The sequence below is a fragment of the Kribbella sp. NPDC048837 genome (assembly GCF_055586945.1).
Genome location: NZ_JBVJHF010000005.1, coordinates 347233 through 370840, shown reverse-complemented (window position 1 = coordinate 370840; position 23608 = coordinate 347233). Strand labels below are relative to the sequence as shown.

19 protein-coding genes, 1 tRNA gene and 1 pseudogene are annotated in these 23608 nt (G+C 68.2%); 6 read left to right on the top strand and 15 right to left on the bottom strand.

Annotated features, from left to right (window positions below; genetic code table 11):
- Window positions 1-58: 58 nt before the first annotated feature.
- Entirely contained in the window at window positions 59-1603 is a 1545-nt protein-coding gene (locus ACZ6O0_RS25205; RefSeq protein ID WP_465767424.1) for a purple acid phosphatase family protein, read from the bottom strand.
- A 103-nt stretch (window positions 1604-1706) separates the two neighbouring features.
- Window positions 1707-2900, bottom strand: a complete 1194-nt coding sequence (locus ACZ6O0_RS25200) for a HupE/UreJ family protein (protein WP_465767423.1) — start codon at window positions 2898-2900, stop codon at window positions 1707-1709.
- Between the two features lie 135 nt (window positions 2901-3035).
- Here ACZ6O0_RS25200 and ACZ6O0_RS25195 point away from each other — a divergent pair, with 135 nt between their 5' ends.
- Entirely contained in the window at window positions 3036-3692 is a 657-nt protein-coding gene (locus ACZ6O0_RS25195) for a hypothetical protein (RefSeq protein WP_465767422.1), read from the top strand.
- 4 nt (window positions 3693-3696) lie between these two features.
- Here the strand turns inward: ACZ6O0_RS25195 and ACZ6O0_RS25190 are convergent, their stop codons facing one another.
- From ACZ6O0_RS25190 to ACZ6O0_RS25160, 7 genes are all read right to left on the bottom strand, one after another.
- Window positions 3697-4335: a response regulator transcription factor gene (locus ACZ6O0_RS25190; protein ID WP_465767421.1), complete on the bottom strand. Its 639-nt coding sequence runs from the start codon at window positions 4333-4335 to the stop codon at window positions 3697-3699.
- Window positions 4332-6323: a sensor histidine kinase gene (locus ACZ6O0_RS25185; RefSeq protein WP_465767420.1), complete on the bottom strand. Its 1992-nt coding sequence runs from the start codon at window positions 6321-6323 to the stop codon at window positions 4332-4334. The genes ACZ6O0_RS25190 and ACZ6O0_RS25185 overlap by 4 nt, the downstream gene beginning before the upstream one ends.
- Before the next feature lie 7 nt (window positions 6324-6330).
- Window positions 6331-7008, bottom strand: a complete 678-nt coding sequence (locus tag ACZ6O0_RS25180) for a hypothetical protein (protein WP_465767419.1) — start codon at window positions 7006-7008, stop codon at window positions 6331-6333.
- 372 nt (window positions 7009-7380) lie between these two features.
- On the bottom strand, window positions 7381-7836 hold the full coding sequence (locus ACZ6O0_RS25175; RefSeq protein ID WP_465767418.1) for a DUF6325 family protein: 456 nt from the start codon (window positions 7834-7836) through the stop codon (window positions 7381-7383).
- A 199-nt stretch (window positions 7837-8035) separates the two neighbouring features.
- Complete coding sequence (locus ACZ6O0_RS25170; protein WP_465767417.1) at window positions 8036-9250, bottom strand: RNA polymerase sigma factor; 1215 nt, start codon at window positions 9248-9250, stop codon at window positions 8036-8038.
- A complete protein-coding gene (locus ACZ6O0_RS25165) occupies window positions 9250-9666 on the bottom strand; it encodes a YciI family protein (protein WP_465767416.1) in 417 nt (138 codons plus the stop codon). The genes ACZ6O0_RS25170 and ACZ6O0_RS25165 overlap by 1 nt, the downstream gene beginning before the upstream one ends.
- A 273-nt stretch (window positions 9667-9939) precedes the next feature.
- Window positions 9940-10013, bottom strand: a tRNA-Met gene (locus ACZ6O0_RS25160).
- Between the two features lie 115 nt (window positions 10014-10128).
- Here ACZ6O0_RS25160 and ACZ6O0_RS25155 point away from each other — a divergent pair.
- Entirely contained in the window at window positions 10129-11094 is a 966-nt protein-coding gene (locus ACZ6O0_RS25155; RefSeq protein WP_465767415.1) for a GNAT family N-acetyltransferase, read from the top strand.
- Between the two features lie 113 nt (window positions 11095-11207).
- The gene (locus ACZ6O0_RS25150) at window positions 11208-11792 is read left to right on the top strand and encodes a hypothetical protein (protein ID WP_465767414.1); all 585 of its coding nucleotides are present in this window, start codon (window positions 11208-11210) and stop codon (window positions 11790-11792) included.
- Between the two features lie 98 nt (window positions 11793-11890).
- Here the strand turns inward: ACZ6O0_RS25150 and ACZ6O0_RS25145 are convergent, their stop codons facing one another.
- The 5 genes from ACZ6O0_RS25145 to ACZ6O0_RS25125 all read right to left on the bottom strand — a co-directional run bounded on the left by ACZ6O0_RS25145 (window position 11891) and on the right by ACZ6O0_RS25125 (window position 17424).
- Window positions 11891-14890: a UPF0182 family membrane protein gene (locus tag ACZ6O0_RS25145; RefSeq protein WP_465767413.1), complete on the bottom strand. Its 3000-nt coding sequence runs from the start codon at window positions 14888-14890 to the stop codon at window positions 11891-11893.
- A complete protein-coding gene (locus tag ACZ6O0_RS25140; protein ID WP_465767412.1) occupies window positions 14887-15459 on the bottom strand; it encodes a PPA1309 family protein in 573 nt (190 codons plus the stop codon). Before ACZ6O0_RS25140 ends, ACZ6O0_RS25145 begins: the two co-directional genes overlap by 4 nt.
- 88 nt (window positions 15460-15547) lie before the next feature.
- On the bottom strand, window positions 15548-16585 hold the full coding sequence (locus tag ACZ6O0_RS25135; RefSeq protein ID WP_465767411.1) for a YlbL family protein: 1038 nt from the start codon (window positions 16583-16585) through the stop codon (window positions 15548-15550).
- Window positions 16582-16968: a hypothetical protein gene (locus tag ACZ6O0_RS25130; protein ID WP_465767410.1), complete on the bottom strand. Its 387-nt coding sequence runs from the start codon at window positions 16966-16968 to the stop codon at window positions 16582-16584. Before ACZ6O0_RS25130 ends, ACZ6O0_RS25135 begins: the two co-directional genes overlap by 4 nt.
- Before the next feature lie 30 nt (window positions 16969-16998).
- Window positions 16999-17424, bottom strand: coding sequence for a molybdenum cofactor biosynthesis protein MoaE (locus ACZ6O0_RS25125; protein WP_465767409.1), 426 nt, complete (start codon window positions 17422-17424; stop codon window positions 16999-17001).
- Window positions 17425-17753: 329 nt separating this feature from the next.
- Between ACZ6O0_RS25125 and ACZ6O0_RS25120 the strand changes: the two genes are divergently transcribed.
- The gene (locus tag ACZ6O0_RS25120; protein ID WP_465767408.1) at window positions 17754-19046 is read left to right on the top strand and encodes a zinc-dependent metalloprotease; all 1293 of its coding nucleotides are present in this window, start codon (window positions 17754-17756) and stop codon (window positions 19044-19046) included.
- Between the two features lie 523 nt (window positions 19047-19569).
- Here ACZ6O0_RS25120 and ACZ6O0_RS25115 read toward each other — a convergent pair.
- Window positions 19570-20813: pseudogene (locus ACZ6O0_RS25115) on the bottom strand (IS256 family transposase).
- Window positions 20814-21152: 339 nt separating this feature from the next.
- Between ACZ6O0_RS25115 and ACZ6O0_RS25110 the strand changes: the two are divergent.
- Both ACZ6O0_RS25110 and ACZ6O0_RS25105 read left to right on the top strand, forming a co-directional pair.
- A complete protein-coding gene (locus ACZ6O0_RS25110) occupies window positions 21153-21710 on the top strand; it encodes an NUDIX hydrolase (RefSeq protein WP_465767407.1) in 558 nt (185 codons plus the stop codon).
- Between the two features lie 575 nt (window positions 21711-22285).
- Entirely contained in the window at window positions 22286-23221 is a 936-nt protein-coding gene (locus ACZ6O0_RS25105; RefSeq protein WP_465767406.1) for a ferritin-like domain-containing protein, read from the top strand.
- Window positions 23222-23608: the final 387 nt, after the last annotated feature.

The following is a 23608-nucleotide window of genomic DNA, read 5'->3' as shown; positions in this document are numbered from 1 at the left end:
TCTGTCGTGCAGAGCAGGGGGTGGGCGCCTCCTGACGCCCACCCCCTTGATCAGGTGATCAGCTCACATCGGTGAGCGTCGTGACACCCTTCTGGTTCTTGCTGACCGTCCAGTCGTGGTGGCCCGGCTCCGAGCCCCCGTGACCGTGGGCGTTGTACGGGCGGATGGTGACCTTGTCGACCAGCGAGCCGACCGGCTTGGCCGGGCTGGCGCCGCTGTTCGGGCCGCACCACGAGACGTTGCCGCGCTCGACGGCCGCGTTCGGAGCCGCACACGTGCCACTGCGGACGTTCTCGACGACGAGCTTGTCCTTCTGCACCTCGACCTTGACGTAGGTGCGGACGTGCTCCTGGTTCTCCACCGAGTTGGCCCAGTGGTTCTTCGGGTTCAGCGGGTCAGGACCGTAGTTCGGGTCCTTGGTGGTGTCCGGAGCGGTCAGGTCGTAGTACTTCGAACCCGACGCGGAGTCGGCCGTCACGTAGATGACCCCGCCCGGTCCCTGCACGACCTGGGCCGCGCCCGGCTGCTCGGCCGGGTTGGCCTTCTTGCCGTTCTTGATCACGTAGCTGCGCGAGTAGCTGTGGTCGTGACCCTGCAGGACCAGGTCCACGCCGAGCTTCGAGAACGCGGTCGGGAAGTCCTGACGGCGTACCTGGTTGTCGGCGTCGTTGGCGTGGTCGGCCGGCGAGTAGATCGAGTGGTGGTACACGAGCACCGTGTACTTCGCCTGGGATCCGTGGGCCTTGATCACCTTGGACACGTAGTCGAGGTGCGCCGCGTCCGCGCCGTTGGCGTAGGCGTTGCTGTTCAGGTCGATGAACAGCACGTCCTTGTAGAGGTACCAGTAGTCGCCGCCGGACTCCGTGCTCGGGTTGCCGCGGTAGAAGCCCGCCGAGCGGTCGGTGTTCGGGGTCCAGAAGTGCTGTTCGTAGGCCTTGCCACCGACGTCGTGGTTGCCGATGGTCGCGGCCCACGGGTACTGCCGCAGCTTGTCGGGCGCCAGGAAGGCGTCCCACTGCGCTTCGGTGTTCGCGGTCTCGACCTGGTCGCCACCGGAGACCAGGAGCTCGGTCTTCGGGTTCGCGGCGAGCGCGACGTTCAGGGTGTCGAGCCAGCCGGCGCCGTCCTTCGCGACGTCGCCGGACGAACCGATCTGCGGGTCGCCGAAGAACAGGAAGTTGAAGTTGCCGTCGAAGTCCTGCGTCTTGAACGAGTACGTCGGCGACCAGCTGCCGCCGGTACCGACGCGGTACGAGTACGACGTGTGCTCACGCAGGCCGTCGATGGTCGCGTGGCCGTTGAAACCGCCGTTGACGCTGTTCGCCGCGACCGTGGCGGGGAACGTGGTGGCGTTCCACGGGAACTTGCCGTGGCTCAGCCGGTTGGTGGGAGCAACCTGCACCACCTGTGCGGTGCCGGTCGGGGCGTACCAGCTCACGACGCGCTGCGACTCTTTCGCGCCGACGCCGAGAACAATGCCGGTAGGGGTTGCGTTGGCGTCGGCCTGGGCGACGCCCACGCCTCCGAACGCGGTGGCGGTACCGACGACCGCCACGGTGACGCACGCGGCCAGACTGGTCCGTGCCCAGTTGACGAGCTTCATCAAGTGTCCGTCCGTAAATGGTGACGAGTCGGGCCGGACAGGCCCATCGGAGAATCTCCACCAGCGTGGTGGAATCAATGTGAACGCCGGTTTACCGGTCGCACTAGAGCCGCTGTACGAACCACACCAGTCCGGCGACCGTTACTCCGGCGGCGATGACCCCGGTGACCCACAGCGCCACGGACGGTGCTTTCCGCCTCAGCAGCATGAGCAGCGGGAAGGTGATCGCGATGAGGCCGAGCTGCACGGTCTCGATGCCGACGTTGAACACCAGCAGGGACCACAGCAGCGTCCACGACCACGCCTGCTGGATCCCGAGCGCACCGGCGAAGCCGACACCGTGGACGAGGCCGAAGCAGAACACGACACCCAATCGGGTCCAGCCGGCCCGGTCCAGGCTCACGTGACTGCGACCGCTCGTCTCGAGGTCGGTCGCGAGCCGTCCGCGCCGCCAGATCCGCCAGAGATGCCAGCACGCGACCACTGCGATCGACAGCGCGATGACCGGCTCGATGAACGACGGCGACACGTGGACCACGCCAAGCGCCGCGAGGATGAAGGTGACCGAGTGGGCGAGTGTGAAAGTCGTTGCCGCCAGCACGATCTCGCGCAACCGGCGTGACCCCGCGATGAGTGCGAGCAGGAACAGGATGTGGTCGAGACCGGTGAGCAGGTGCTCGGCTCCGAGCCGGAAGAACTCCCAGAACCGCTCGGCGAACGACTGGTGCGTGGAGAACGACGGGTGCCCGGAGTCGAGGGCACTACTGCCCTTCTGCAGGTCGAGGTCGTAGGTGACGATCGTCTTCGTGCCGCGCACGTAGGTCTCGCTGTCCGGGAACAGACCACTGCGGACCTCATGCACATCCGCTGCCGGGCACTGGTAGTCCAGCACCATGAACGCGTACGGGACGCCGTCGCGCTGCTGGATGGTGAAGTCGCCTTCCTGCGTCGCCGTACAGGCCTGGCTGCCGGCGGTGATGCCGAACCGCTGGGTCACGTACTTCATGACCGAGTCGGAGTGGGCCGCCAGCGCGGCAGCCTGCTTGGCCGAGTCTCCGGAGTCGAACGCCGCCGTGCCCAGCTTGAACAGCGAGTCGTCCTTCTCGTAGTCCGCCACGGACACGACCAGCAGGTCGTACTCCAGTCCGAGCTCGGCTCGCACGTGTCCCTTCGCCGGCGCGGTCAGGTCGACGAACACGGTGGAGCTGAAGCCGTGAGCACTGGCAGGTGCCGCGGTCAGGACAAGTGCTGCCGCCACGGCGAAGAGGTATGCGCAACGGCGCACGAGGTGTTGCATGCTGCGCACGCTGCACCTGGTCGGTGAACACCTGTCGGATCGCGGGCGAACGCTGGGCGTACCGAGGCTGTGGACAGTGACGTATCAGGTATGAAGGGGACGACCTGCTTACCTTTCGCCAAAGGATCATCCCCCGTGCTCGTGCGACTTCGGTCGGCCTGCGTGCTCACGCTCGTCCTGGTGCTGGCCGGCTGCAACTCGACCGACGACTGGTCCCGCCCCCGCGCGGAGCCGACCCCCGTCGGCACCCTCGGGCCGGGCTTCGTGGACCCCGCCGCGCCACCGTCCCCGGAGGCGACGATCACGCCGAGCCCCGGCTCGTGGGACGGAGTCCGTCCCTCCAAGGGCTACCGGGTCGTCCTGCTGACCGCCGGCGACGACGCGCAGACGAAGACCCTGGCGACCGCCGTGCGGGACTGGGCGTCCGCGGAGAAGGTCAGTCTCAAGACCGTCAACGCCCCGGGCGACTACGTCGGGAAGATCGCCGAGGCCATGAATCTCAAGCCCGACCTGATCATCAGCGCCGGCAACCCCTTGGTCGATCCACTGGCCCTCGTCACCGCGAGCCATCTGGACCAGCAGTTCCTCGTCGTCGGCGCCGAACTGGCCGAGCCCACCACCAACGTCACCGCCGCCACCTGGGCCGGCGCATCGTTCCGCGGCGAAGGCCTCGGCATGTCCACGTCGTTCGACCCCAAGACGTTCACCTCTGAGCGGGCCGCCGCTGCCGTCCGGGTCGGCGTCGCGAGTGTGCTGACCGGGCACACCGGGATCGTGGTGTGGTTGCGCTAGTCGGTCAGGACAGGCCGGCGTCGCGGGCGCGGACGATGGCTTGGGACCGATCGGCGACACCGAGCTTGGCGAAGATGTTGGTGATGTGGTTGCGGACGGTCTTGTCCGACACCACCAAGCGGCGCGCGATCTCGGTGTTGGAGCGGCCGAGCCCGATCAGCGTCAGTACTTCGACCTCCCGGTCGGTGAGCATCGGGAACGGCCCGGTTCGCATGGTCTTGCGCTCCGCGGTGAGCCGGCCGAGGACCAGGCCGGCCACGTCCGCACCGAACACGACTTCTCCGTCGGCCACCGCGCGTACGGCCTCCAGGATGCGATCGCCGGACGCACCCTTCACCAGATAGCCGCGGGCTCCCGCGTGCAGAGCTGACTGCACCGACTCCTCGTCGTCGAGCATGGTCAGCACGAGTACGGCGACGTCCGGTACCTCGGCGGTGAGACGCCGGGTCGCGGCGATGCCGCCCGTACCTGCCATGTGCAGATCCATCAGGACGACGTCGGGGCGCAGCTCCGCGGCCAGTGCGATCGTGGTGTCACCATCGGGCGCTTCGGCCACGACGTCGATGCCCGGCTCCTCGGTCAGTACGCCGACCAGTCCGCGACGGAAGACCGGGTGATCGTCGGCGACCAGTACGCGGATCACGGCGTACTCGCGTGGTACGGCAGGGACACCGCGACAGCTGTGCCGGCGCCGGGGCGGAAGGTGACCGTGCAGACACCGCCCAGCTCCTCGGCGCGTTCCCGCATCGAGGTCAACCCAGTCCCGACCGAGCTCGGTGGTTCGCCGCTGCCGTCGTCGGTGATCCGGAGCACCAGCAGTTGGCCGTCGTACTGCACATCCACGTCACAAGTGCTCGCGTGCGCATGCCTGAGCGTGTTGGTCATCGCCTCGGTCGCGATCCGGTACGCCGCTACCTCGAGCGCCGACGGGAGGTCGGACGCTGCGTCGTGGTCGGCGACAGTGACCATGAGGCGACCACCGGACCGTTCGGTGAGCAGATCGGCCCGGTGCCGGAGGGCTGTGGTCAGTCCGGCGTCCAGTGCGGGTGGCCGAAGGTCGGCAACGATCCGGCGTACCTCGTCAATACAGTCCGCGGCATCGGTCCGCAGTTCCTGGAGCAGGGACGACGCACCGGCCGGGTCGCGGCGGGCCACTCGGCCGGCCGTCTCCAGACCGAGGGTGATGCCGGCCAGGGTCGGACCGACGCCGTCGTGCAGGTCCCGTCTGATCCGGCGGCGCTCCTCCTCCCGCGAGGAGACGATCCGCTCGCGGGAACGGCGCAGCTCCCTCGTCACCCGGACTCCGTGCGCAGCAACACCGGCCTGCCGGGCGAAGGCCTCAAGCAATCGACGGTCGGACCGGGACAGTTCCTGCTCACCGCGTCGCAGTCCCACTACCAGCACTCCGACCGCTTCGCCGGCATGGCTGAGTGGGAACCTGGCGACCCGGTCCTGCTCTGCTCCCGAGGTGAACGCCGGGCTGTCCTCGCCGGTGAGACGGACTTCGGCGTACGGGAGGTTGAGGGCGGACCGGACAGCCTCGACGGTCACCGGCAGCACGTCGTCGGTGTCGAGTGCGGCGCTTAGCCGGACCCCCAGGGTGGTCAGTGCGGACATCGGGTCGCGGCGGTCGCCGTACATCAGTTTGTCGACGAATGTCTGCAGGCGTTGGCGAGCTCCTGCGAGCAGCATCGCCGCGACGGCTGCGACCAGTGCGGGTACGAGGCCGGCGCTGGACTTGGAGCCGAGCAGTGCCGCGGCGGCGAGGTAGATGCCGAGGGCGATTGCCGTCAGTACGGCGTACACGAGGGTCCGCGACAGTGCGACCTCGATGTCGAACAAGCCGTGGCGCACGATGCCCACCGTGAGACAGGTGACGGCGATGACGTTGAGGACGAAGTCGACTAGCTGCGGCGTTGGTACGAACGCGGCCGGCCCGGCGAGCACGATGGCGGTGACGAACCACGCGGACTGCTGCCGGCGTACGGCGTCCGCGTGCCGCATCCGTACGACGACTGCCAGCGCCGCGGCCACACCGACTGCCAGAACTATGAATAGGCAGACTGCCACGACTGTGAGTTGCACGGGGTCCGGGGCTGGCAGATCGATCGGGTTGTCGAACTGCGGGAAGCCGGCGTCGTCGACCGCCGCCTGGCTCGTGCCGAACGCGATCACTGCGAGCACACCGGCCGCGAAAGCGATCCGCGCCGGCCACAGCCAGTGACGCGACGACAGCCGACCCTCGGGATACATCAGCGGTACGGCGGCGACAGTGATCAGGAACGGCGGCAGCCAGAGAACCGCCGCCAGCCACGCGGCCAACCCACCGAGCGGCAGCGGAGTCGCGTCGAGCGCGATCCTGGCGTACTCCGAACCCGCCGAGCCGAGCGAAGCACACAGGCCGGACGCCGCGAGCACCCAACCGAGCCGGTTACCCGGCTGAGCCCGCACTACCAGTGCGCCGACGATGCCGAAGGCCAGGCCGGCCAGCCACTGATTGGCGCGATTGTCCGCGATCAGCTCGCCCGCGGTGCTGTAAGCGGACAGTGCCAGGGTCAAGGTGGTGATCGCGAGCGCGCCGGTGGCCCCGGCGAAGACCGCCGGGGCCAGAGGCCACCTTCGAACGCTCATCTCAACGTCAGTGTGCGCTCTGTTGGCGATTACGGCGGGCGTAGCCGGTGATGATCGCCCATGCCATCACCAGTCCGGCCGCGAGCGCCGACAGGTGACCGGCGATGCCCCAGCCCAGCACCAGGTCCATGATCACGAAGCCCACACCGAAGACCACGACGAGCCGCGGCACGTACGGCGACCGCCACAGGGCAACGTTCAGCGCCACGGTGCCGAACAGCGCGCCACCCAGGAACAGCACGAACAGCACCGCTCCGGGGATTCCCGGGTTGCTGACGTCCAGAATGCTCACCGCCACCTCACGATGCCCCGCTTGCGCCGCCCACAGCGCCGCCATCTCGACGCCCTGGATGGCGGCCAGCCCGCTCATCGCGGCGGTGAGGCACGCCGCCGCGGCGATCGAGATCCGGCGCGAGTGCCGCCGCGCGATGGCCACCAGCACGAAGAACTGACCGATCAGGAACGGAACCGCCAGCATGCCGGCCCCCTTGGAGAGCGCGATCCGGTCCGGATGCGCCAACCACCACGAGATCCGCTCCGCGGACCCGGCACTCCCTCCCGGCTCGAGCAGGAACTCCGCAACCTGTAGAGCCGCCCCCACGATGACCAGCGCCGCCGCCACCCACCGAACCTTCCCGGCGAACACGGTCTGCGCCGCCGGCCTGTCTTCCACGATGACGGTCATGATCTGCTCCTCGACTCGACTGACTGTCGAGCAGAGCGTCACCCCGGACCAGCCCCACCCACACGGGACCCAGGTCCCAACTTTCCCCCAGGACAAGCGAAGGCCCGAACCATCAGGTCCGGGCCTTCGCCACTGGTCGCTATCTGCCGTGGTCGAAAGGGTCAGTCGCGGCGGTCGCGGCGGTCGTCACGCCGGTCCTCACGCCGGTCGTCACGGCGGTCGTGGCGGCGGTTGATGCCATGTGCGACAACCACGGCACCTCCCACGGCCATTGCGGTCCTGCGCCTGCGTCGGGCTGCAAGTGGCATGTCAGGCTCCTTCCTCTGTCTACTTGGTCTCTTCGGCCGCTGCCTACTTGTCTTCGGCCGCTGCCTACGTGGTCTCTTGGGCCTCTGCCGCGTCGGCCTCCATGGCGGCGATCACCGCGTGGATCGGGATGCGTCCGCTCGCAACCAGCTGACCGCCGGCGTGCCGCACCGCCGAGCCGAACGGCGCGGCCCACAGGTTCTCCCAGACGAGCACCGCGGCCGAGCTGCCGGGCTCGATGGTCTCGGCGAGATCCGCGACATCCTGCTCACTGAGCAGCATCGCGATCTCGGTCTCGAACGCCCGCAGCTGCCCGATCTCGGAATCCTCCAGATCAGCCGCCTCGAACGCCTCGACGCTGCCGTCCGCGTCCTTCATCAGGAACAGCAGGTCGAGGACCCGGATCAGGCCCCGGTCGACGTAGTCGGTGAGGATCGGCGCGATCTCGCCGGTCAGCTTGGTCCCCGGGAACTCGACGACGATCCAATCGACCGGACCGAGCTCATCGATATTGATAGTCATGGTCTACCTCCAGCGGTCAGATGTGGCGGAGGGCGTCGATCCGTCGGGCCCCTCCTGTCCTTCGCAGGCGCCGCTCGTCGCACGAGCCGGAGTCCCCACCCTGCAATCCGGATACGCGGCCGACGTTTCCGCAGAACTGGGATCACCGCATCACCCCTGCGGGACGATTGGGCCGTCCGCGTTCGGGGATTCGCCGGCGTCAGCCGAGCGCGGCCGCCTTGCGCAGCAACACCGAGCGTTCGCGCTGGTTGGTGCACAGCCGGGCCGCCAGCTCCAGCTCGGCGCGCGCCTCCGGTCGCCGACCGAGACGGACCAGCAGCTCACCGCGTACGGTCGGCACCAGATGCGAACCGGGGAGCCGGTCCAACGCGATCAACTCGTCCACGATGGCCAGCGCTTGCGCCGGACCGGAGGCCATGGCCACGGCGACGGCCCGGTTGAGCTCGACCACCGGCGAGGGCGCGACCCGGCCGAGCGCCTCGTACAGCACCACGATCCGCTCCCAGTCGGTCGCCTCCACCGACGGCGCGGACGCATGCGCGGCGGCGATCGCAGCCTGCAGTCCGTAGGGGCCGAGCCCGCGAGCCGATGCCTTGGTCAGCGCGGCCAGCCCGCGGCGGACCGCCGAGAAGTCCCACCGCCGCCGGTCCTGGTCCATCAGCAGGATCGGCGAACCGTCCGGGCCGGTGCGGGCCGGGAAGCGCGCGGCCGTCAGCTCGCACAACGCGAGCAGACCGTGCACCTCCGGCTCGTCCGGCTGCAGCGCGGCCAGCGTGCGGGCCAGCCGGATCGCCTCGTACGCGACGCCGGGCTGTAGCAGCCGGTCACCCGACGTGGCCGTCGACCCCTCGGTGAAGATCACGTAGACGACGCTGAGCACGCCGCCCAGCCGTTCCCGGCGCTCATCGGCCGGCGGCAGCTCGAACGGCACCCCGGCCGCCGCGATCGTCTTCTTCGCCCGGGTGATGCGGGCCTGCACGGTCGGCACCGGGACCAGGAACGCGCGGGCGATCTGTTCGGTGGACAGGCCGCCGACCACGCGCAGGGTCAGCGCCACCCGGGCCTCGGGCGAGAGCACCGGGTGGCAGCTGATGAACATCAGCGCCAGGATGTCGTCGTCGATCCGGTCGGGGTCGATCTCCTCGTCGACCACCGGGTCCGCCGCCAGCAGGGCGTACCGGTCCTTCAGGGCGGTCCGGCGGCGGATCGCGTCGATCGCCCGCCGCCGGGCCGTGGCCATCAGCCAGCCGGACGGACTGGCCGGAGCGGCCAGCGGCCACGACACCAGTGCCTCGGCCACCGCTTCCTGGGCCGCATCCTCGGCCAACCCGAAATCGCCGGTGAACCGGGTCAGCGCGGCCACGATCCGCGCCGACTCGATCCGCCAGACGGCCTCGACGTCGGCCGTTTCCATCAGATCCGGCCGCTGCTCTCGCGCACGGCCTCGTCCTTGACGAACTTCCCGCTGTCCTGCGGGACCTCGTCCTCCCCGGGCACCCGCCGGACCTCGACCTTGGCCCCCGGGACCGCCGGGACCCGCTTGGCCCACTCGACCGCCTCCTGTTTCGAGGCGACATCGACCAGGAAGAAACCCCCGAACAGTTCCTTCGTCTCCCCGTACGGTCCGTCCGTGACCACCGGAGCCTCGTCGCCGAAGTGCACCACGACGCCCAGGGCCGGATCGTCCAGCCCTTCGGCCGCGACGTAAACGCCGGCCTTGGCCATCTCCTCGATGAACCGGCGGGTCGCGCCCATCAACTCCTCGATGTCGGCCATCATGGCCGCGTTCGACTCATCGGTGCCCCGCATGATCAGCATGTACTGCGACATCGCGTTCTCCTCGTCCGGCGGGGCCGCCTCTCGGCCCTCGCACCCACAGGTCGAACGAGCGGCCCGCGGATCGACAAGGCCCCGAAGAAAGTTCTCCCCGCGGCGCAGCCGAGCCCGTCAGCCATGGCCGACGCGGACGCCACCCTGACCAGAAAGCGTATCGCCGCACCTCCCGAGGCCCCGACCCTCACACGGATCCGCCGGAACCATTCCCAGCGACTTCCTTCCGCTGGAAAAACGAAGGCCCGGACCAATGGTCCGGGCCTTCTTCCGTAGCGGGGGCAGGATTTGAACCTGCGACCTCTGGGTTATGAGCCCAGCGAGCTACCGAGCTGCTCCACCCCGCGTCGTTGTGTCTTTAGTTTAGGGGATCGGGGCTGAGCAACCAAATCGGGTCCCGGTGTGGCTCCGGGTCGGTGAAAACCCGTGTCACGGGCGGGGCTGTCGGCGTACCGTCCGGGTATGTCCAGACACGTCATCCGGCCGTTCGAGGAGGCGGATCTGCCCGCGGCCGCCAATCTGCTTGCGCAGCGACACAAGGAGCATCGCAAGCGCCACCCTCTGCTTCCAGCCGACTATGAGGACGACCAGCTCGCGCTGGTCGAGGTGACGGCCGTGTGGGAGAGCGAGAGCGCCTCCGGTGCGGTGCTGAGCGAGGGCGGCGAGGTGACCGGCTATTTGCTGGCTGCCCCCAAGCCTTCGCCTGTGTGGGGCCCGAACATTTGGGTGGAGTCCGCGGGCCACGCCGTTCGTGAGCCTGAACAGATCCGCGACCTCTACGCCGCCGCAGCGACCAAGTGGGTCGACGACGGCCGCATCGCGCACTACGTGCTCGTGCCGGACGACCCCGAGCTGATCGACGCGTGGTTCCGGCTGGGATTCGGTGCGCAGCATGCTCACGCGATCCGGCCGGCGCCGACTACGCCGCTCCCGCCGCCATCCGATCTCGTCGTACGGCGTGCGGCCCGCGGCGACATCGCCGTACTCGCTGAGCTGGATCTGGCGCTGCCGCAGCACCAGGGGCTCTCGCCGGTGTTCTCTGCCGGGGAGATCCCCACTCTGGAGGAGGCGGTGGCCGACTGGGAGGAGTCGATCGACGACCAGGACTATGCGACCTTCGTTGCCGAGTACAACGGTCAGGTGATCGGGTCGTCGGTCGGGTGCTCGCTGGAGAAGTCGAGCTCGCACAGTGGGTTGGCGCAGCCGGACAACGCCGGGTTCCTCGGGTTCGCCGCCGTACTGCCGGCGGCTCGGGGTCACGGTGCCGGGCGGGCGCTCGGTGAGGCCGTCCTGCAGTGGTCGGCGGACACCGGATACACGTCCGTGGTGACGGACTGGCGGGTGACGAACCTGCTGTCGTCGCGGACGTGGCCGAAGCTCGGGTTCCAGCAGACGTTCCATCGGCTGCACCGGCTGATCGGGTACTGAGCTTTTTCCACAGGTTCGAATTCGTGGGCGGCGGGGCGGGGTGATCGCTGCATCTTCTTGGGCAAGAAGGCGTCTCGCAGCAGGCGGGACGTCGCGGTTCCCAGGAGGCAGCCATGTCGCGTTCGTCCCTTCGCTCCCGAGTCGTGCCGTCGGCCCGTCGTATCGTGATCGGGAGTGCGGTCGTCCTCGCCTCACTCGGCGTCCTGGCGACCACCTCGGCCGCGGCGAGCGAGCCCGGGCCGCGCTCGGGGTTCTCCGTGACACCTCCATCGACCGAGCAGAGGGCATGCACCTTGGACGGCTTCGCGATCGACCACCTCCCCGACGGCATCGGTGCGCCGAGCGACTTCGAGTACGAGTGGGAGGACGTGAGCTTCCACAGCCGGGTCTGGGAGACCGGCCCGGATCCGGAGGGCGCGTTCAAGGTCGATCTGACGGTCAAGACGCTCCGCGGTGAGAAGCTGACCGATCTCGAGGCTTTGAAGGCGTTCCTGATCGAGTACGAGGAGAAGGACCCGGGCAACTGGGAGCTGACCCCGGTCAAGGTCGGTGGGTACGACGGCCTGTTCGCCGGGGACGAGGTGTTCTACTTCGTCGCGCCGGGAGTGGCGGCCGAGGTGACGATCGACCACGACCGCTTCACCGACGAAGACCTCCTCGACACGGCTGCCGGCTTCCACCCGGAGATCACCACCTGATGCCGTAGGCAACTAGTCGCCCCGGTGCTGGGGGCAACAGAACGGGGCGGCGACCCCGACTGGTGTCGGTGTCGCCGCCCCGGGAAGCGACCTGCGGATCAGCCCGACGGTGAGGTCGACGGGGTTGACGGCGGTGCGGTGGTTTCGGACGGTGTCGTCGTCGGTGTCCCCGACGGTGTCGTCGTCGGTGTCCCCGTCGGCGTCGGCGTGACCGCAGCTCCGGCTGCGACGGCCCGGTCGATTGCCAACTTCATCTTGTTGACCTGCTCCTGGTAGCCCGCCAGGTCGCCTCTCGTCAGTGCGGCCTGGGCGGCCGTGTACGCAGCTTGCGCCTCGGCCAGCGCCTGCTTGACCGTCTGGTTCACCGGCGTGGTCGGCGGCTTCGTACCGCCCGGCTCCTCAGGGTTGGTGACGCTGGTGTTGAACACCTTGTTCAACGCCTCGGTCAGCGTCGAGCCGTAGGCGACCCGATCACCGAACGAGACCAGCACGTATCTGAGCACCGGATAGCTACCGGGTCCACTGGTCCGGACCGAGTACACCGGCTGGACGTAGAGCAGACCACCGCCGAGTGGCAGCGTCAGCAAGTTCCCGAACTGGGCTCTTGCGCCGCTGGTCGGCTGGTTGATCGGCAACAACGCCGTTCTGATGCCGTCGTCGGTCTGGAACTTGTTGAAGACCTGGCCCGGACCGGGTATCTGCAGGTTCCCCGGCAATCGGAGGATCCGGAACTGGCCGTAGTCCGGCGACGAGGCCTCGGAGTCGACCGCCATGAAGGCCGTGAGGTTCTCACGTTCGGCGTTCGGCACGTACACCGACGTCAGGGAGAACTTCGGATCGGCCTGACCCGGCATCCGCAACGAGAGATAGAAGGGAGGCTGTTTGATTTGAGCAGCCGAATCGCTGCCGGACGACACCGCGGTCGGGTCGGCCGGAACGCGCCACAGGTCGCTGTTCTGGTACCAGGTGCCGGCATCCGTCACGTGGTACTTGGCCAGCAGGTCGCGCTGGACCTTGAACATGTCCTCCGGGTAGCGCAGGTGAGACATCAACTGGGGCGAGATGTCCGAGCGGGGCTTCACCGTGCCGGGGAAAGCCTTCATCCAGGTCTTCAGGACCGGGTCGCTCTCGTCCCAGGCGTAGAGCTCGACGGATCCGTCGTACGCGTTGACGACGGCCTTGACCGAGTTGCGGATGTAGTTGATCTGCTCGCTCGGCTGCTGCGCGATGGTGCCGCGGCCGGTGGTCGTGTCCCGGGTGCTGTCGTCCAGGGCGACCTTCTCGGAGTACGGGTAGTTCGCCGAGGTCGTGTAGCCGTCGACGATCCAGACGACCTGGCCGTCCACGATCGCCGGGTACGGGTCGCCGTCCGGCGTCAGCCACGGCGCGGCCTTCTCGACCCGCTCGCGCGGGCTGCGGTCGTACAGGATCTTCGAGTCGGTGTTCACCCGGCTGGACAGCAGGATGTTCGCGTCCCGGAACTTGGTCCCGTAGAGCAACCGGTTGAAGAAGCTCCCGACCGGGACACCGCCCTTGCCCTGGTAGGTGTTCAGCGTCGGGTCGCCACCGCTCTTGCCTTCAGGGGTGTCGAGCTCGACCGCCTGGCCACCCTTCGGGCCGCCGACGATCGAATAGTCCGGAGACTGCTCGCCGAAGTAGATCCGCGGTTCGTAGTCGCCCAGCTGGCCGGTGGGCGGCAGGTCCTTCTCCGACCACACCGGCGTACCGTCGGCGGCGCGCTGGTTGCCGTTGGCGGCGACGACGCCGTAGCCGTGGGTGTAGACGGTGTGGTCGTTGTTCCAGTTGCGCTGGCCGGCGGGCAGCCGGTCGATCTGCACCTCGCGGACCGCGATCACGGTGTCGTTGACCTTGTCGCCGATCTTGTACCGGTCGACGTCGAGATCGGTCGGGAACGAGTAGAAGCCACGGACCTGCTGCAACTGCTCGAAGGTCGGGCCGACCACGGTCGGGTCGATCAGCCGGATACCCGGCAGCACCTCGGTGTCCGCGAGCAGCTCGGACGGCTTGGCCGTCGTGGTCGCCGCGTAGTTGATGACCTGGGTCTTCTCCAGGCCGTACGCTTGCCGCGTCGCCTCGATGTTCTTCGTGATGTACGGCGCCTCACGCACCGGCTCGCTCGGACGGACGCGCAACTGCTGCAGCGCGGCCGGCCACAGTGCGCCGAGCAGAATCGCCGACAGGATCAGGACGACCGTGCCCACACCCGGGAGCAGCCAGGTCCGGCGGACCACATTGGCGAAGAACAAGCCGGCACACAGCACCGCGATGACAGCAAGGATCTCCTTGCTCGGCAGGACGGCGTTGTCACCTGTGTAAGAGATACCGGTGAACAATCGACTGTCCGACGTCGTCAGACCGAAGCGGTCCAGCCAGTAGCTGAAGGCCTTGAGCAGCACGAGCAGACCGAGCAGCACCGAGAACTGCACCTGCGCCGCACCGGAAGCCTTCTGACCCTTTGCGGACGGGCGGAAGCCGCCGTACAAGTAATGGGTGATGATCGCGGCGACCAGCGACAGCAGCACGATCGAGTAGCCGAAGCCGAGCAGTACGCGCAGCCACGGGTAGTCGAAGACGAAGAACGAGATGTCCTTGTTGAAGTGCTTGTCGGTGACACCGAACGGCGTCCGGTTCCGCCAGGCAAGGAAGACCTTCCACTCCCCCGAGGCGGCCGATCCGCCGAAGACCAGCATCAGGGTCGCGACCACGCCGATGGCGATCTTGCCGCGCTGCTGGAGCAGATCGCCGTACCGCTCGAAGCCCGGGCTGGGCGACGGTGCCAGAGCGACCCGCGGTCGGGTGCGGAAGGCGATCACGATGTTCGCGACGACCGCGGCCGCCATCAGCAGGCCGACCACCAGGAACAGCAGCACCCGGGTCCCGAGCACCGTGCTGAACACGGAACCGAGGTCCACCGAGCGGTACCAGAGTCGCTGGGTCCAGACGTCGGTGAAGACGCTGAACAGGATCAGCAGGACGATCAGCGTGGCGATCGTCGGCAGCAGGGCCCGGGGACGACCACCGGAGGTTCGCCGCGTGCGCCGCGGCTCCTCCGGCATGTCGTAGACGCCGTCACTCATGGTCGGTTCTCCTCGTCGTCACTGATGCCTTCGACCCCCGGACCCTCGCCCGGCCGGCTGCCGAGAGAAGGTTCGAATGTCAAAGACAGTACTTCGCACAGCGTGGGGACCAAGTCCGTGCCGGTCAGTACGGCGCTGTCCTCGTCGTGGGAACGCAGCCGGACGGCACCGAACCGGTCGCCTTCGCGGAGCACCGCGGCGACCATCCGGACCTCGTGGCGGCGTGGGTCGCTGCCGGCCATCCGGGCGAGTTCCTCGTCCGATTCGACGCTCGACAGACCGGCTTCCGCCGTGGCCGGCAGTACGATCCGCTCGATCGCGAGCGCACATCCGGTGACACCGTCAGGCCATTCGATCTGGGCCAGCGCGTCGGCCAGGTGTTCGTCCTCGAGGCCGCCGGGCAGCTCGCCCTGGGCGACCGGGGTCAACGGCTGGGACGCGTCCTCCGCGCCGAGCTGCGCGGCCAGCTGGGGCTCGGCGCGGAGCAGCTCCTGGGTAGGGACCAGCGCGAACAACTGCGCGGGCTGGTCCCAGCCCGCGCTGCTCACGTGCTTCTCGATCTCGACCACCGCGCGACTGAGCGCGTCAGGAGGCAGAGTGCCTACGGATTCCATGTGGGCAGATCTCCCCTTTGGCTGGCCAGTGCGTACAGATAACTCACGGTGTGCATGCCGGGACATCTCCCTTTCCGCTGGCGACCGCCGTCAGGGCGCTGATCGCCTCGCTCAAGGTGGTGATCTTCACCAGCCGGATGCCCTTCACGCCGGCGTGCAACGCCGCCTCGCAGTTCGGAGCCGGAACCAGGAACACCGTGGCCCCGTCGTTCTTGGCTCCGGCGATCTTCTGCTGGATGCCACCGATCGCCCCGACCTGGCCGAGCGCGTCGATCGTCCCGGTCCCTGCGACGTGCTTGCCGTCCAGCAGTGGGCCCGGTGTCAGCTTGTCGTAGATCGCCAGGGCGAACGCCGTACCAGCGCTCGGGCCGCCGATGTCCTGGCCGAGGTTCACCGTCACCTTGACCGGCGAGTCGACGCCGATGCTGATACCGACCATCGGGCGGGTGGCCTCGCCGGGCGTGGCCGCGGTCTTCAGCTGCACGGTCTGCTCGGTGCTGCCGCGGCGGATCAGGAAAATGACGTTCTCGCCGACCTTGTGCCTTCGAACGAGCTCTCCGACCTGCGGGACCTGCGTCACCGTCTGTCCGTCGACGGCCAGCACGATGTCGCCGGCCTTCAGCTTGCCGTCTGCCGGCGTGTCCTTCGCCACCGTCGAGACCTTGGCGTGGAACGGGACCTTGGCCGCTTGCAGGGCGGCGGCGATCGCGCTGTCCTGCGAGCCGGTCATCTCGGCGGTGTTCTGCTGCTCGACCTCGTCGGCACTCTGGTCAGGCGGATAGATGATGTCGCGCGGGAACAGGTCGTGGTGCGGGTCGAGCCAGTTCCGCATCGCCTGCGGGAGCGTCAGTTCACGGTCCGGCGAGGTGACCGACACGGTGGTCAGGTCGAGCTGACCGGTCGTCGGGAAGGTCTCGTGACCGGTGATCTCGATCACCGGTTTGTTCTTCGTCGAGCCCAGGGTGTCCTTGACCGGCCCGGGGCTGAACGAGACGAAAGGCACCGGGAAGACGGTGAGCAGGCCGAGCGAGACGACCAGCACGACGATCGAGGTGACCAATGTGGCGGTACGACGTGTCACGAACCCTGCCCTGCGATCTTGGTGGAACCGAACATCTCGGCCGGACCGAGCTTCCTGGTGACTGCCTGTGCCGGATCCAACGTCCCAGCACCCGGATCCGTCCCCGATCCGTCGGTGACCGGGGCGGGCTCGTCATCGGACGTGTGGCTGCGAGCCGCACCCGGGACGGTCGCGGAGGTGCGACGGCCGAAGCCGCGGCGGCGTTCACGGGTGGCGCTGGGACCGGGTGCGGCGAGTGCCTCGTTGAAACGGCGGAAGTCCTCGACCGAGGCGAAGGCGCCACCGGATCGGCGCGGACCGCGGCTTCGCCCGCGCCACGCCGCCCAGCACATCGCCAGCAGCGTGGCGACCAGCGGGAACGCCAGCCACGCCAAAACCTTCATCGGGCCACCTTCATGCGCCCAGCGTACGTGTCAGTGAGCGCCTACCCACTCGCTGGCACCGTCGGTGAAGTGCTGGTGTTTCCAAATCGGGACCTCGGCCTTGAGATCGTCGATCAGCCTGCGGCAGGCAGCGAACGCGACGTCACGGTGCGACGCGGCCACCGCCACGATCACCGCGGCGTCCCCGATCTTCAGGTCCCCGGTCCGGTGGATCGCGGCCAGCGCGGTCACCGCAGGATCGTCGCAGATACGCTGCGCCACCCTCCGCAGGTGCTCCAGCGCGTCCGGATGAGCCTCGTAGCTGAGCCGATCGACCGGCTTGGCCTGGTCGTGGTTGCGTACGGTGCCGATGAAGAGTGCGGTCCCACCGGCGGTCGGGTCGGAGACAGCGGCCAGCACTTCGTCGCTGGACAGCACGTCCTCCCGGATGTCCAGAAGCCTGATCGCGTCGCTCATCCGTCCCTCATTCCCAGCACGCCCCGACCTCGTCGACCTGCCTCGAACCGTCCCCCATCCCGTCGATTCTCCCTCCCATACCTCTTTATCCGCACATCCCCTCCCATTTCGGCCACCCGACGTACCCCGAAACTGCTGTCCGTGGCCCGTCGCGCACCCCGCGAGACTGTTGCTTTGGTCACCTACCCCGCGATCTGTGCGGCCTGCGGGCGGGGATCGGGTCTGCCTGGGGCGAACTGGAACGGTAAAGCGTTCGCCCGGGGAGGAACCGGTCGGTGGAACCAGTACGTTGGAGTTGTACGCCCCACCGCACAGGAAGGCCCACTCCGATGAGCGACGAACCGGACAACCCGTTCAAGGGAACTCCGTTCGAGGCCATGTTCCAGCAGTTCTCGGGTGCGGCCGGCGCGGGCGGCACCCCGGACCTGAACGCGATCTTCGCCCAGGTCCAGCAGTTGCTGAGCGGTTCGACCGACGGCAAGCCGGTGAACTGGGATCTGGCCAAGGACATCGCCCGCAAGACCGTCTCCGCCGCCGGGGACCGCTCCATCACGCCTGCCGACTCCGATCGGGTGTCGGACGCCGTCCGGCTGGCCGAGCACTGGCTAGACGAGGCGACCACGCTGCCCGAAGTGTCCGCCACTTCCGCCGCCTGGAGCCGGGCCGAATGGGTCGAGAACACGCTGCCGGTGTGGCAGACGATCGTCGACCCGGTCGCCGAGCACGTCGCCGGCGCGATGGGCAATGCCCTGCCGGCCGAGGCTCAGCAGTTCGCAGGCCCGATGGCGGGCATGCTGCGGCAGCTGGGCGGGTCCGTCTTCGGTGCGCAGGTCGGTCAGGCGCTGGGTGAGCTCGCCGGCGAGGTCGTGAGCTCGTCCGACATCGGGCTGCCGCTCGGCCCGACCGGTCAGGCGATCCTGCTCCCGGACAACGTCGCCAAGTTCGCGGAGGGCCTCGGCCTGACCGACGAGGACGTGCGGCTCTACCTGGCCCTCCGCGAGGTCGCCCACCAGCGCCTGTACGCGGGCGTGCCGTGGCTGCGGCAGCACGTGCTGGCAGCGGTCGCCGACTACGCCGCCGGGATCGAGGTCGACACCGGCAAGATCGAGCGCGCGATGGCCGACATCGACCCGCAGAATCCCGAGGCCATGCAGGAGGCACTCGCAGGCGGCCTGTTCGAGCCCGAGGACTCCGAGCAGCAAAAGGCAGCCCTGGTGCGCCTTGAGACCGCCTTAGCACTGGTCGAGGGCTGGGTCGACGACGTCGTACGCCAAGCAACCAAGGACCGGATGCCCTCCGCCGTCCAACTCGCCGAGACAGTACGACGCCGCCGCGCAGCCGGCGGCCCCGCAGAGCAGACCTTCGCCACCCTCGTCGGCCTCCAACTACGCCCCCGCCGCCTCCGCGACGCAGCCAACCTCTGGGCCGCAGTCCGCGACGCCCGAGGAATCGAAGGCCGCGACGAGCTCTGGTCCCACCCCGACCTCCTCCCCAGCGCCGCCGACCTCGACGACCCCATCGGCTTCGCCCAACACGCCGGCGAACTAGCCGACATAGACATCACCGACTTCCTCCCCAACGAGCCCCCACCCAACGACGAAGGCGAAAACCCAACCAAGTAACTCCCCCAACCCACCCGCCCCCAGCACCCAACCCGCCCGACCACAGCCCACGCCCCGTGCGAACCACGCCGACTCCGGGCGGGTGGCGGTTGGCTCGGCCGGACGGCGGTTGGCTTGGGCGGACCGCGATGAGCCCGCGCGGACGGCGGGGAACCCGCGCGGACGGCGATGAGCCCACATGGACGGCGGTGAGCTGCGGCAGGCGGCGTGGGCTCGCGCGGATGGCAGTACCGCCCGAGCTGCCACCAGTCGCGCCCCGGCGGGCCTGGTCGTACACCCACGAACCGGCATGCCGACTGGACCACGTTCAGCCCGGTCAGACCGTCGAGTACCGGGCGGACCATGTCGCACCGGCGCGCCGACCGGACCACGGCCAGCGCGGCCGGACCGGTCGAGCACCGAGCGGACCGTGTGGACCCCGTGATGCCGGGCGGACCAGGGTGAGCCCGGGCGGACTGTGGTGGGCTCAGGGGTCAAGTCCTATGGAGTGGTGTACGACGTTTGGTGATTCGTCGTTGTCTGGTTAGGCGCTGATTGCGCCGGCGGGCTGGGTGTCCTCCTCGGGGTTGGTGGTGTTGATGAGGGTGAGTCTGCTGCGGTGGAGTACTTCGAGGCCGAGGTAGCGGCGTCCGTCGGCCCATTCGTCGTGTTGTTCGGCCAGGACGGCGCCGACGAGGCGGATGATCGAGCCGCGATCGGGGAAGATTCCGACGACGTCGGTGCGGCGCCTGATCTCGCGGTTCAGCCGTTCGTTGGGGTTGTTCGACCAGATTTGGCGCCAGACATCGCGTGGGAACGCGGTGAAGGCGAGCACGTCGGCGCGGGCGTCATCGAGGTGGGCATGCACCTCGGGCAGGGTGGTCTGGATCTGGTCGAGGAGTTTGTCGTACTGCGCCTGGACGGCCTCGGCGTCGATTTGGTCGAACACCGAGTGCAGCATCGCCTTCACCCCGCCCCAGGCGTGCTTGGGGCAGGTGGCCATGAGGTTGGCGGTGTAGTGGTGCGGCAGCGCTGCCATGAGGCTCCGGGCAGGTTCGCGCCGATCGCGTCGACTAGCCCGGCATGCGCGTAGGAAGTCACCAACGCGACGCCGTTCAGGCCGCGGGCGACGAGATCTTTGAAGAAGCTGTTCCAGCCGGCACCGGATTCCGCGGTACTGGTGGCGACGCCGAGGATCTCGCGGAACCCGTCGGCGTTGACGCCGGTGGCGACCATGACCGCGATCTTGATCACCCGGCCACCCTCGCGGACCTTCATCGTCAACGCATCGGCAGCCAGGAACGTGTACGGACCCTCGGCCAAGGGTCGTTCGCGGAAGTCGCGGACAAGCTCGTCCAGATCCCTGGCCATCACGCTCACCTGCGACCTGGACAGCCCGGTGATGCCCAGCGACTGCACGAGTCGGTCCATCCGCCGAGTGGACACCCCGAGCAGGTAACACGTCGCCACCACCGACGTCAGAGCCGCTTCCGCACGACGGCGCCGCTCCAGCAGCCAGTCGGGAAAGTAGCTGCCTTCGCGCAGCTTCGGGACCGCGACATCCAACGTCCCGACCCGCGTGTCCAGCTCACGGTGGCGATACCCGTTGCGGGAGTTCACCCGGTCCGGGTCACGTGTCCCGAACGCGGCACCACACACGCTGTCGGCATCCGCGGACAGCAGCGTGTTGATGAAGCCTTCCATCAACTCCCGCAGCAGGTCCGGGCTGGCCTGCTCGAGATGCTCGTGCAGGAACTCGGCAGGGTCGATACTGGGTGATGCGGTCATCGCAGTGCTCTTCTCTTCGAGTGGGTTGTGAGAGATTCCTCGAAGAATCACGCGGTGACCGCACCCACGTCCACACCCAGGTCAGCCACCACCACGCCGTACACCACTCTGCGGGACGCAACTGGCTCAAGGTGGACGGCCGTACGCCCGAGCCGGCGCGCTCGTACGTCCGCGTACCCGGCCGGACCACGGTCAGCCCGGCCAGACCGGACGCCTACCGGGTCGCCTACCCGCGCACCTCCGTACCAGCTGAACGGCCGCGAGTGACTCCAGGCGGGACTGCGCGGGTGAGCTCGGGCGGCCTGCTTGAGCTCGAGCGGGATGGTGGAGACTTGGCGGATGCTTCACGCGGATGCGGTAACGACGTTGGAGAGCTGGACTGCGCCCGATCCTGAGCAGGAAAGGCTGCGCGAGCACTATCTCCAGCACCTGGCACAGCACGCGGACGGCATGTGGCGAAGCTGCCGACCTGAGCACATAACAGCAAGCGCTCTAGTCGTAGACGCAACCGGCACCCAAGCCCTACTCACCCTGCACAAAACAGTAGGCCGCTGGCTCCAACTAGGCGGCCACTGCGAACCCGGCGACACCACCCTGGCCGGCGCAGCCCTCCGCGAATCCACCGAGGAATCAGGCCTCAACAACCTGACAATCACCCCATCCCCACTCCTACTCTCCCGCCACCAAATCCTCGCCGGCGGCTGCGCAGGCACCTACCACCTAGACGTCCAGTTCCTCGTGACCGCCACCGCCGAAACCAACTACACCGTCAGCGACGAGTCCCACGCCCTAGCCTGGTTCCCCCTCAACGCCCTCCCAGCCGACACAGACACCACCGTCCAACAACTAGCCGCCCAAGCCCACCACCTCATCACCACTCCCCGACCAGCTAGCTGACCAAGGCCCTACCCTCACCCGCGTCCCTCCATTGAGCAGTCAAGGGGGCACCACCGCCCCACCCGCTGCCTGCCAGAGCACGCCCACCCCGCATCCCGTTCCCGGTAGTCGACCGAGCACTACCTGCCCTCGGCCAGCTAACTGGGGGACGCCACACCACCGCTCTCCTCCGGCCGGATAGTCGACCGAGCGCACCGCCACCTCAAAACCGCTCCCCGGACCCGATAGCTGGCGCCGCACACTGCCTCTCCTGCGGGGCGACGGAGCACGCGACCTCCTCATCACGGACTCTCCTCGGCCGTCGAGCCGAGCCCCCGACCATCACGGCTAGGCCGCCCGTCTGCACCCGACCCGGTGGGGCTGAGAACGCCATCACCGCTGCCCACTGGCTAGACGATCGACCACGCCACCGTCCCCAAGCCGTCAGTTGACTGAGCTCCCCACCTCATCACCCCTCCCAGCCGTGGCGACCGAGGCGCTGTCCTCACTGCCCGAGCCGGCAAACCTGACCGCCCGAGTCCTTCGAACACCTGGTCCACAACCTGCTGAGTCCCGAGCCCCTACGCGTGGTGGCAGTGCGGCACCAGGTCCCGTGCAACCGCCATCCGCTGGCTGTTGCGGAAGTCGTGGCGGTGGGTCGGGGGATGGTCGTACGCTCGTTGTCACCGTCGGATTGCGGCCATCCGGTCGCCCTAGTGCGCCGAAGGATGTTCGTGAGCTTCGACATCGATCACTACGCCCAGACTTCGATCCGCATCCGCTGGGATGACCTCGACATGTCCTCGTTCGAGACCCAGCCACTGTCCGATGACGCGCTTCGTTGCCTCAGCTACATGAGCGACGTGGAGACCCACACCGTCTGCTACCTGCGCGATCTGCTCGTCACGCCGTCCCACGCCGATCCAGAGGTGACCGTCTTCCTGACGATGTGGAACCTCGAGGAGTACTGGCACGGCGAGGTGCTCGACGAGATCCTCCAGCGGCACGGCATCCCAACCGGCCCCGAACACACGCGCGCAGTACGTTCCCGCCTCGGCTGGCGCGACCGCCTGGCACCGATCCGGCAGTCACTGCTCGCCAACATCATCGGCGAGGACTTCATCGCCACCCACATGGCGTGGGGCGCGATCAACGAGTGGTGCGCGCATTCGGCGTACACGCGACTGATCCAGTCGGAGAGCCATCCGGTACTGACCGAGATCCTCAAGCGGATCGCGAAGCAGGAGACGCGGCACGTCGCGTTCTACAACAGTCAGGCGCGAGACCGCTTGCTGCGCAGCAAGAAAGCACAGAAGATCGCCCGCTTCGCCCTGTCGAAAGGTTGGGGCATCGTCGGCTCGACGATCATGCCGCCCGCCGAGGTGAAGCACATGCTCAACTACCTGTACGGCGGCGCCCAAGGCCTGGCCGAAGTCCGCAAGGTAGACGCCAAAATCGACGCCCTCCCCGGCCAACAGGGTCTCCACCTGGTCGAAAATGAACTAATCAAGTACGGCATCCACCCCAACTAACCGCGCGGCCAGCACCCACGCGCCCGCAGGACTCGCACCCCCTGCAGTCCTGCGCTGGTCACATACTCCGGCTCCCCGCGAACGCACTCGCGGTCCGGGCTTTGCAGGACCCGCTTGCCTGAGTTTCCCGCGCAGTCACAGGGCCTGGGTGCCGCCGGCACATTCGCGGTCCAGCGGCCAAGGGGACCGACGGGCTGGCCGAGGTGGTTGCGGCGTTCGGCGACGGCGCCGTACAAGTCCCGGGCTCTCACCGTCCCGCACACTCGCGGGCCCGCACACCTGCAGGATCGCGTGTCTGAGGTTCTGCGCCGTCACAGGTCTGGGTGCCGCCGGTAATGACAGACGAGCGCGGTACAAGTCCCGGGCTCCCGCGGTCTCGCATGCTCG

Excerpts from the sequence above, each read along its gene's own strand:
- ACZ6O0_RS25125 (WP_465767409.1), bottom strand. The coding sequence starts at position 17,424 with ATGAGCGACGCGATCAGGCTTCTGGACATCCGGGAGGACGTGCTGTCC.
- ACZ6O0_RS25185 (WP_465767420.1), bottom strand. The coding sequence starts at position 6,323 with ATGAGCGTTCGAAGGTGGCCTCTGGCCCCGGCGGTCTTCGCCGGGGCC.
- ACZ6O0_RS25120 (WP_465767408.1), top strand. The coding sequence starts at position 17,754 with ATGAGCGACGAACCGGACAACCCGTTCAAGGGAACTCCGTTCGAGGCC.
- ACZ6O0_RS25180 (WP_465767419.1), bottom strand. The coding sequence starts at position 7,008 with ATGACCGTCATCGTGGAAGACAGGCCGGCGGCGCAGACCGTGTTCGCC.
- ACZ6O0_RS25110 (WP_465767407.1), top strand. The coding sequence starts at position 21,153 with ATGCTTCACGCGGATGCGGTAACGACGTTGGAGAGCTGGACTGCGCCC.
- ACZ6O0_RS25175 (WP_465767418.1), bottom strand. The coding sequence starts at position 7,836 with ATGACTATCAATATCGATGAGCTCGGTCCGGTCGATTGGATCGTCGTC.
- ACZ6O0_RS25155 (WP_465767415.1), top strand. The coding sequence starts at position 10,129 with ATGTCCAGACACGTCATCCGGCCGTTCGAGGAGGCGGATCTGCCCGCG.
- ACZ6O0_RS25205 (WP_465767424.1), bottom strand. The coding sequence starts at position 1,603 with ATGAAGCTCGTCAACTGGGCACGGACCAGTCTGGCCGCGTGCGTCACC.
- ACZ6O0_RS25165 (WP_465767416.1), bottom strand. The coding sequence starts at position 9,666 with ATGTCGCAGTACATGCTGATCATGCGGGGCACCGATGAGTCGAACGCG.
- ACZ6O0_RS25130 (WP_465767410.1), bottom strand. The coding sequence starts at position 16,968 with ATGAAGGTTTTGGCGTGGCTGGCGTTCCCGCTGGTCGCCACGCTGCTG.
- ACZ6O0_RS25145 (WP_465767413.1), bottom strand. The coding sequence starts at position 14,890 with ATGAGTGACGGCGTCTACGACATGCCGGAGGAGCCGCGGCGCACGCGG.
- ACZ6O0_RS25150 (WP_465767414.1), top strand. The coding sequence starts at position 11,208 with ATGTCGCGTTCGTCCCTTCGCTCCCGAGTCGTGCCGTCGGCCCGTCGT.
- ACZ6O0_RS25170 (WP_465767417.1), bottom strand. The coding sequence starts at position 9,250 with ATGGAAACGGCCGACGTCGAGGCCGTCTGGCGGATCGAGTCGGCGCGG.
- ACZ6O0_RS25200 (WP_465767423.1), bottom strand. The coding sequence starts at position 2,900 with ATGCAACACCTCGTGCGCCGTTGCGCATACCTCTTCGCCGTGGCGGCA.